The 8,814-nt window shown below is 71.9% G+C and carries 8 protein-coding genes and 1 pseudogene; 5 read left to right on the forward strand and 4 right to left on the reverse strand.

The features are described 5' to 3' along the window. Positions 1–59 precede the first annotated feature (59 nt). Positions 60–2,417 (reverse strand): transglycosylase domain-containing protein, encoded by a 2,358-nt coding sequence (locus tag GA0115242_RS37465; RefSeq protein ID WP_093836124.1) that lies wholly within the window; start codon positions 2,415–2,417, stop codon positions 60–62. Between the two features lie 254 nt (positions 2,418–2,671). On the opposite strand from GA0115242_RS37465, the gene GA0115242_RS37470 reads away from it, so the two are divergent. The 5 genes from GA0115242_RS37470 (at position 2,672) to GA0115242_RS37490 (ending at position 7,538) form a co-directional block, all read left to right on the forward strand. After that, positions 2,672–3,616 carry an SPFH domain-containing protein gene (locus GA0115242_RS37470; protein ID WP_093836125.1) on the forward strand — a complete coding sequence of 315 codons (945 nt, stop codon included), beginning with the start codon at positions 2,672–2,674 and terminating at the stop codon, positions 3,614–3,616. Next, entirely contained in the window at positions 3,613–3,870 is a 258-nt protein-coding gene (locus GA0115242_RS37475) for a hypothetical protein (protein ID WP_093836126.1), read from the forward strand. Before GA0115242_RS37470 ends, GA0115242_RS37475 begins: the two co-directional genes overlap by 4 nt. A gap of 127 nt (positions 3,871–3,997) precedes the next feature. Beyond that, complete coding sequence (locus tag GA0115242_RS37480; RefSeq protein ID WP_093836127.1) at positions 3,998–4,522, forward strand: PadR family transcriptional regulator; 525 nt, start codon at positions 3,998–4,000, stop codon at positions 4,520–4,522. Beyond that, a complete protein-coding gene (locus tag GA0115242_RS37485) occupies positions 4,519–5,208 on the forward strand; it encodes an ABC transporter ATP-binding protein (protein WP_093836128.1) in 690 nt (229 codons plus the stop codon). Before GA0115242_RS37480 ends, GA0115242_RS37485 begins: the two co-directional genes overlap by 4 nt. After that, positions 5,205–7,538, forward strand: a complete 2,334-nt coding sequence (locus GA0115242_RS37490) for an ABC transporter permease (protein ID WP_093836129.1) — start codon at positions 5,205–5,207, stop codon at positions 7,536–7,538. The genes GA0115242_RS37485 and GA0115242_RS37490 overlap by 4 nt, the downstream gene beginning before the upstream one ends. 58 nt (positions 7,539–7,596) lie before the next feature. On the opposite strand, the gene GA0115242_RS37495 is transcribed toward GA0115242_RS37490, so the two are convergent. From GA0115242_RS37495 to GA0115242_RS37505, 3 genes and pseudogenes are all read right to left on the reverse strand, one after another. After that, positions 7,597–8,028, reverse strand: a complete 432-nt coding sequence (locus GA0115242_RS37495; RefSeq protein WP_093836130.1) for a hypothetical protein — start codon at positions 8,026–8,028, stop codon at positions 7,597–7,599. Between the two features lie 4 nt (positions 8,029–8,032). Further along, a complete protein-coding gene (locus GA0115242_RS37500; protein WP_176729989.1) occupies positions 8,033–8,419 on the reverse strand; it encodes a roadblock/LC7 domain-containing protein in 387 nt (128 codons plus the stop codon). A gap of 99 nt (positions 8,420–8,518) precedes the next feature. Beyond that, positions 8,519–8,814: pseudogene (locus GA0115242_RS37505) on the reverse strand (MarR family transcriptional regulator); the annotation flags it as partial.

The raw sequence follows: 8,814 nt of genomic DNA on the forward strand, positions 1-8,814 counted from the left end.
GGGGCGCCCGGCACTGTGCCGGGCGCCCCTCCTCGTCGTGCGCTCCTGCTCGGCGTGCGCTACTGCTCGTCGTTCGGGTCGAGCGGGTCGTCCGGGTCAGGGCCGGTGGGTGTCTGGCTCGGCGTCTGGGACGGCGGCGAGCTGGTCGGTGTCCGGGACGGCGTCTGCGACGGGGTCTGGGACGGCGTGTCGCTGCCCGACGGGGTCTGGGACGGCGTCTGGCTGGGGGTCTGGCTCGGCGTCTGGGACGGCGTGTCGCTGGGGGTCGGCGTCCGGGACGGCTGGACCGCCGCGCCCTGCGTGGTGTCCAGGTCGAACCGGGCGCTCCTGGACGTCACCCCGAAGGTGTACGCCGCCCAGATCTGCGCCGGGAAGCCGCCGCCATTGACGCGGGGCTGGCCGCCCGCCTCGTACATCGAGACCTGCGCGCCGGACTTCTTCGCCTCGCCGAAGAGGCCGACGGAGGTGACGAGGTCCGGGGTGAAGCCGGTGAACCAGGCCGAGCGGTTCTCGTCGGAGGTGCCGGTCTTGCCGGCGACCTTGCGGCCGTCGCGGGCGGCGTTGTCGCGCACCGAGACCTTGGCCGTTCCGTCGTCGACCACGCCGGTCAGCACCGAGGTGACCGAGTCGGCGGCCTCGCGGCTGATGACCTGTTCGCCGATCGGGTTGGGCAGGTCGACCGTGCGGGCGCTGCTCTCGGCCGACTTGACGATGGTCGGGGTGACCTTCTTGCCGTGGTTGTCGAGCGTCGCGTACACGCCCGCCATCTGGAGGGGGCTCGCGCCCATGGTGCCGAGGGTCTGCGCGGGCACCGCCTTCAGGTCGGCGGTGTCCATGCCCATCCGGCCGGCCACCTTGAGCACCTTGTCCATCCCGACGTCCACGCCCATCTGCGCGAAGACCGAGTTCACGGACTTGTTCATGGCGGTCTGCACGGTGACGTCGCCGTAGCTCGCGTCGTCCTCGTTCTCCGGGGCGAAGCCGACCTTCACGCCGTTGTCGACGACCGGGCGCTTGCTGGTGCCGTCGTAGAGCGTGGTCGCCGCGATCTGCTCGCCGTCCTGGGTCTGGGCGGCCTCGTCGAAGGCGGCGGCCAGGATGACCGGCTTGAAGGTCGAGGCGGGCTGGTAGTCGACCCGGGTCGCGTTGCTGCGGAAGTGCTTGTAGTAGTCCTGGCCGCCGTACAGCGCGACCACCGCGCCGGTCTTCGGGTCGACGGAGACCGCTCCGGCCTGGACGTCGGCGTCGACCTTGCGCCGCTTCGGGTCGAGCTTGCTGGTGAGCTGCGTCTTCGCGGCCTTCTCCAGCGCCGCCTGACGCTTCTTGTCGATGTTCAGGGTGATGTTCCAGCCGCCCGCCTTGACCATCGTCACGGCGTCGTTGACGTCGTCGGCCGCGCCCTGCTTGACCAGTTGCCTGGCGAGCTGGTTGTTGGCCGCGTCCACCAGGTAGCCGACCTGGCCGCCCATCCCGGGCGCCGCCTTGGGGTCCTTGGGGACCGGGAAGGTCATCGACGTCCGCTTGCCCTGGTCGAGCCAGCCCTCCTCGACCATGTTGTCGAGGACGTAGTTCCAGCGTTCCTTCACCAGCTTCTTACCGGTCTCGGAGGCGGAGGCCCAGTCGTACTGGCTCGGTGCCTGGAGCAGCGCGGCGAGGTAGGCGCCCTGTTCGACGGTGAGTTCGTCGGCGTCGACGCGGTAGTAGGCCTGCGCGGCGGCCTGGATGCCGTAGGCGCCCCGGCCGTAGTAGCTGGTGTTGATGTACCCGGCCAGGATGTAGTCCTTGGACTTCTCCCGGTCCAGCTTCAGCGAGATGACCAGTTCCTTGAGCTTGCGGGTGACGGTCTGGTCCTGCGTCAGGTAGTAGTTCTTGACGTACTGCTGCGTGATCGTCGAACCGCCCTGGGCGCCGCGGCCCGCGACCGTGTTGAGCAGACCGCGCGCGGTGCCCCTGAGGTCGACGCCGGCGTCCTTGTAGAACGTCTTGTTCTCGGCGGCGACGAACGTGAGCTGGACCTTCTTCGGCACCTTGGCCAGGTCGACGACCTCGCGGTTGCGCTGGCCGTCACGGGTCATCAGGGAGCCGTCGCTGTACTTGTAGACGTTGCTCTGGAGCTGGGCGTCGGCGTTGCCCTCGGGAATGCCGATCATCATGTAGAGCGCGACGAAGGCGCCCATGCCGAGCAGGCAGAGACCGAGCAGGGTCCCGACGACCTTCTTCCAGGTGAACATCCTGCGTATGAGGCTCCGGCCGTCCTTGCCGTCCTTGCCCGGCTTCCTGCCGCGGCCCTTGCCCTGCGCCGCCCGCCGGGCCTCGGCCCGGCCCCCGACGCCGGGGGCGTGGGTCCCGGACGGTTGTGGAGGCGCCGCGCGATGGCCACCGCGCTGCCGCGCTCGTCTCTCATCCGCGCGTCCCATTGGTCCGTTCCGCTCCGCTTCGATCAAGTGTGCTCAGAAGTCACACAACTTCGCCGCCAAGGTCAGCTCAGAAAGCTAACACCGCCAGTTGTGGCAAAGGTCCGGCGATCCGGCCTTTTGCGGACGTGACAATCAGCACCCGTCCCCAAGGAACCGACGGCCGGGAGGCGTGAAGGGTTGCCCGGCGGGGTAAAGTGATATCACTTAGCTAGAACTCAGTAAGCAGTTCAGCAACCGACGAACGGGGGACCCTGATGTCCGCGCACGACACAGCGCCGGAGACCGCCGCGGCCGACGTACCCGAGATGCCCGCACCCCGCGTGCGGGAGGTCGCCGCGCACAGCATCGGCGGCGGGCTCGCCCTGCTGCTCGGCCTGGTGGGGCTGCTGGCCGGGATCGGTCTGGCCGTCGCCGCGAGCGGCGTCTCCTCGGGCGGCGGCAAGGCCGTCCTGATCATCGGCGGCGTCCTCCTCGCGCTCGCCTCCTTCATCGCGATGTGCGGCCTGAACACGGTGGCCCCCGGCGAGGCCCGGGTCGTCCAGCTGTTCGGGCGCTACCGGGGCACGATCCGGCAGGACGGGCTGCGCTGGGTGAACCCGTTCACCTCGCGCACCAAGATCTCCACCCGGGTCCGCAACCACGAGACGGCCGTCCTCAAGGTCAACGACGCCTACGGCAACCCGATCGAGCTGGCCGCGGTCGTCGTGTGGAACGTCCGGGACACCGCGCAGGCGGTCTTCGAGGTCGACGACTTCCTGGAGTTCGTCTCCACCCAGACCGAGGCGGCCGTGCGGCACATCGCCATCGAGTACCCCTACGACGCCCACGACGAGGGCGGCCTCTCACTGCGCGGCAACGCCGAGGAGATCACCGAGAAGCTCGCCGTCGAACTCCACGCGCGCGTGGAGGCGGCCGGGGTGCGGATCATCGAGTCCCGCTTCACGCACCTCGCCTACGCCCCCGAGATCGCCTCGGCGATGCTCCAGCGGCAGCAGGCCGGGGCGGTCGTGGCGGCGCGCCGGGAGATCGTGGAAGGCGCGGTCGGCATGGTCGAGGCGGCGCTCGCGCGGATCTCCGAGCGGGAGATCGTGGAACTGGACGACGAGCGCAAGGCCTCGATGGTGTCCAACCTGATGGTGGTCCTGTGCGGCGACCGCGCCCCGCAGCCGGTCCTGAACACCGGGACCCTCTACCAGTGACGGAGCCCCCCGAGGTCCCCTCGGCGAAGCGCCGGCCGCAGCAGCGCAAGCAGATGCTGCTGCGGCTGGACCCGGCCGTCCACGACGCGCTGGCGCGGTGGGCGGGCGAGGAGCTGCGGTCGGCCAACGCGCAGATCGAGTTCCTGCTGCGCAGGGCCCTGAAGGAGGCCGGACGGCTGCCGGGCGACACCGGCCCGCTGCCGCGCAGGGGACGGCCGCCGGGCGGCGCGGCCGACGGACCGCCGCCCGCCTGAGCCCGACCCCGAATCCCTGTTGCCGAATCCTGACATTCCCTCCTGACCTGCGACTTCCCACCCTTCGGCGGCGACTGCACACCCCGGGTATACACAGTGGGTATACCCGCTGTGTAGAGTCGTCGGCATGTCCATTGGTCACACCCTCCTGGGGCTCCTGGAGTCCGGCCCGCGCCACGGCTACGACCTGAAGCGGGCCTTCGACGAGAAGTTCGGTCACGACCGGCCGCTGCACTACGGCCAGGTCTACTCGACGATGTCGCGCCTGCTGAAGAACGGGCTCGTCGAGGTCGACGGCATAGAGGCGGGCGGCGGTCCCGAGCGCAAGCGGTACGCCATCACCGACGCCGGGATCACCGACGTCGAGCGGTGGCTCGCGACCCCCGAGGCGCCCGAGCCGTACCTCCAGTCGACCCTCTACACCAAGATCGTCCTCGCGCTCCTCACCAGCCGGGACGCGGCCGACATCCTCGACACCCAGCGCGCCGAGCACCTGCGCACCATGCGCGCGCTGACCGAGCGCAAGCGTCAGGGCGACCTCGCCGACCAGCTGATCTGCGACCACGCCCTGTTCCACCTGGAGGCCGACCTGCGCTGGCTCGAACTGACCGCGGCCCGCCTCGACAAGCTCCGTGAGGCGGTGACGGCATGACGCACCCGGCCGGTTCCCTGCTCACCGCCGCCGACCTGCACAAGGCGTACGGCCCCACCGTCGCCCTCGACGGCGCCGAGTTCTCCATCCACCCCGGCGAGGTCGTCGCCGTCATGGGCCCCTCCGGGTCCGGCAAGTCGACGCTGCTGCACTGCCTCGCCGGGATCGTCCCGCCCGACTCCGGGTCGATCCGCTACAACGGCCAGGAGATGGCCGGCATGAGCGACACCCAGCGCAGCGCGCTGCGCCGCTCGGAGTTCGGGTTCGTCTTCCAGTTCGGCCAGCTGGTGCCCGAGCTGACCTGCGTCGAGAACGTCGCGCTGCCGCTGCGCCTCAACGGGACCCCGCGCAAGGCCGCCGAACGCGCCGCGCTCTCCTGGATGGAGCGCCTCGAGGTCGACGGCCTGGGCAGGAAGCGGCCCGGCGAGGTCTCCGGCGGCCAGGGCCAGCGGGTCGCCGTGGCCCGCGCGCTGGTCACCGACCCCCGGGTGATCTTCGCCGACGAGCCCACCGGCGCCCTCGACTCCCTCAACGGCGAACGCGTGATGGAGCTGCTGACCGAGGCCGCACGGACCACCGGCGCCGCCGTGGTCCTGGTGACCCACGAGGCCCGGGTGGCCGCCTACTCCGACCGCGAGATCGTCGTACGGGACGGCAGGTCACGGGACATGGAGCGCGCGGTATGAACGTGCGGCAGTGGTCGAGGGACCTCGCCCTGGGCGTCAGGTTCGCCCTCGGGGGCGGACGCGAGGGATGGGTCAGGGCGGTGCTCACTGCCGTCGGCGTGGGGCTCGGGGTGGCGCTGCTGCTGCTCACCACGACCCTGCCGACCGCGCTCTCCGTCCGGCACGAACGGGAGAAGGAGCGCGCCGACTTCACCTACATCTACACGCCGACGAAACCCTCCGAGGACTCCCTGGTCATCGCGGACAACGACACCGAGTACCAAGGTGCCGACATCCGCGGCCGGGTGATGGAGCCGGAGGGCGCCGATGCACCGCTGCCGCCCGGCCTCAGCTCCTTCCCGGCCACCGGCGACATGGTCGTCTCCCCCGCCCTGAAGGAACTGCTCGACTCCCCCGACGGGGCGACGCTGCGCGCCCGGCTGCCGTACCGGATCACCGGGACGATCGGCGAGCGCGGTCTGGTCGGCTCGCACGAACTCGCCTACTACGCGGGCGCCGACGGCCTCCCGGACCGGATCAACCCGCCCGACGTGGCCCGCATCGACCACTTCGGCAGCCCCACCCGGGGCGACGAGAGCGATCCGGTCATGACGCTCCTGATCCTCGTGGTGTTCGTGGTGCTGCTGATGCCGGTCGGGGTGTTCATCGCCGCCGCCGTGCGCTTCGGCGGCGAGCGACGCGACCGCAGGCTCGCCGCGCTGCGGCTGGTCGGCTCCGACAGCCGGATGGTGCGCAGGATCGCGGCGGGCGAGGCGATGGCGGGCGCACTGCTCGGACTCGTGCTCGGCGCGGCCTTCTTCCTGGTCGCCCGGCAGATCGTCGGCACCGTCGAGGTCTTCGGGATCAGCGTGTTCCCGAGCTACCTCACCCCGCACCCCGCGCTCGTCCTGCTGGTGGCGGTGGCCGTCCCGGCGGCCGCGGTGGGCGTGACGCTGTTCGCGCTGCGCGGGGTCGTCATCGAACCGCTCGGCGTGGTGCGGACGGCGAAGCCCGCCCGGCGCCGCCTGTGGTGGCGGCTGCTGCTGCCGGTGGCCGGCCTCGCGGCCCTCGCCCCGATGATCGGCCAGGGGCGCGGCGGCGGCGACTTCAACGAGTACCTGGTCGTCGGCGGCGTCCTGCTGCTGCTCGTCGGCATCACCGCGCTGCTGCCCTGGTTCGTGGAGACCGTCGTCGGACGGCTCGGACAGGGCGCGGTCTCCTGGCAGCTCGCGGTCCGCAGGCTCCAGTTGAGCAGCGGCTCGGCGGCCAGGATGGTCAACGGCATCGCCGTGGCGGTGGCGGGCGCCATCGCCCTCCAGATGCTCTTCGCCGGGGTGGACTCCCAGTACAGCAAGTGGACCGGCAACGACCTGACCCGCGCCCAGATGGAGATCCGGGCGACCGGCGCGGCCCCGGTCGCCGAGATCGCCGAGGGCATGCGCGCCACCGAGGGCGTGCGGGGGGTCGTCTCGATCGCCGACGCCGATGTCGGCGACGCCCGCGACGAGCCCGAGCACAGCGCCCAGGTCAGCGTCGGCGACTGCGCGTCGCTGCGCGAGGCGGCGATCCTGCCGTCCTGCCGCGAGGGCGACGTCTTCTACCTGGCGGACACCGCGGACGACACCGAGACCGGGAAGCTCCTGACGTCCGGGAAGCAGCTGTACCTCAACCCGGCCTACGGCAGCGGCGACAGCCAGGCGGGCACGGTCGGCTGGCGCCCGCCGAAGGACCTGAAGCAGGCCAGGAGCAGGCCCGACCCGACCGGCGTCGAGCGCAGCGGCTTCCTGATCACCCCGAGCGCGCTGCCGAGCGGCGCGGCGGACGGGCTGCGCGGAGTGGTCTACCTGTCCCTCACGCCGGGCGCGGAGGACGCGCAGGAGCAGGTGCGCAACACGGCCGCCCGGCTCGACGCCCTGCTGCGCCCGGAGACGCTGGTCTCCAAGAAGCGCACCGCGGAGTTCAGTTCGCTGCGCACCGGGCTGTTCGTGGGCGCCGCGTGCGTGCTCGCGCTGATCGGCGCGAGCCTGCTGGTGGGGCAGCTCGAGCAGTTGCGGGAGCGCCGGAAGCTGCTGTCGGCGCTGGTCGCCTTCGGCACCAGGCGCCGCACGCTGGGCCTGTCGGTGTTCTGGCAGTCGGCGCTGCCGATCGGCCTCGGGCTGGTGCTCGCCGCGGTGGTCGGGCTGACGCTGGGCACGGTGCTGCTGAAGATGGTCGGCGCGGGCGTGCGGATCGACTGGACCGGTGTGCTGGCGATGACCGGGTTCGGCGCGGCGATCGTCCTCGCGGTGACCCTGTGCAGCCTGCCGCCGCTGCTCAGGCTGATGCGGCCGGACGGGCTGCGCACCGAGTAGGTACGCCGTGGGCGTGCGCGGGCCCCTCCCCCACCCGGGGGCGGGGCCCGCCCGCGTGTCACAGGCTGTACTCCTTGACCACCCGCCTGACCTGCGCGAAGAGCATGCCGGTGTTGACGGACCTGCGGCAGACGACGACGGCGACGACGTCCTGCTGCTCGGTCAGCCGCACGAACAGGTGGGTGAGGTTCTCGCTGTTGACCAGGATCTCCTGGAAGAAGTGGTGGTCACCGGGTGTCCCCCGGCGCTCCTTGAAGACGTCCTCGATCATCACGACGGTGCGGCCCTGGAACAGGTCGAGGGTGGCGCCCGCGAGCAGGTCGAGCACCTCGGGCGGATGGTTCTCGACGGTCTCGTGGGCCAGCAGCATCCCGGTGGCCATGTCGACGACGCCGGAGGCGACGCAGTCGGGGGCCTCGGCGCGCAGCGACTTGACCAGCCCGAGCACCTGGTCGGAGAAACCGGACGCGGTCATGTGTTTCGTCACCATCCCCTCAGACCCCCTCGGGGGCCTTCTCGGTGAGGATCGCGTCGAGCCTGCGCAGCGCGGGCTGGGCCGCCCGGTGCAGGCCGTCCACGTCCAGGCCCTCGTCGCCGAGGACGACCATCAGCGCGGTGTCGCCGACCGCGTAGAAGGCGGCGCAGCCGTGGCTGCCATAGGTCACCGTGCGGCGCAGGGTGCCGCGGGCGGTCGCCTCTGCGGTGCGCCGGGCGAGGCCCAGTCCGGCCGCGGCGAGCGCGGCGAGGGTCTCGGGTTCGACGGGGTGGGCGGTGTCCGCGGCGATGAGCAGCCCGTCGGCCGCCGCGAGGGCGGTGTCGGTGATCCCGGGCACCCGCTCGCGCAGGTCCCGCATCTCCCGGGTCAGCGCTTCGTGGTCCATGTGCTCAACTCCCGCTGCTGCGTTCGCATGTGGTCGGTCTCTTTTCCTGTTCTCCGGCCCGCTCCGGCGCCGCCCGGGGGCGGAGGGGCGGGCGTGCGGTCATCCGGGGGTGCCGCCCCGCAGCCGGAACAGGCCCTTCCAGCCCGGCGGTTGGCGGGGCGGCGGGAGGGACCCGGTGATGCCGCTGGCGCCGGGGCTGCGGCGGGGCAGGCCGAGGGGCGCGGGCGGCACGGCTGCGGGCCCAGGCGGCGGGGTGCGGTGCCGGATCGGGCCGGGGGGCGCGTGGACGACGATCGTCGCCGGGGCCGCCGGGCACTCCAGGAGCCCGTCGGCGAGCATCCGGGCGATCTCGACGGTGACGGTGTAGACGCCGCGCCCGGTCCTGAAGGCGAGGT

The sequence above is a fragment of the Streptomyces sp. SolWspMP-5a-2 genome (genome assembly GCF_900091845.1).
GTDB lineage: Bacteria > Actinomycetota > Actinomycetes > Streptomycetales > Streptomycetaceae > Streptomyces > Streptomyces doudnae.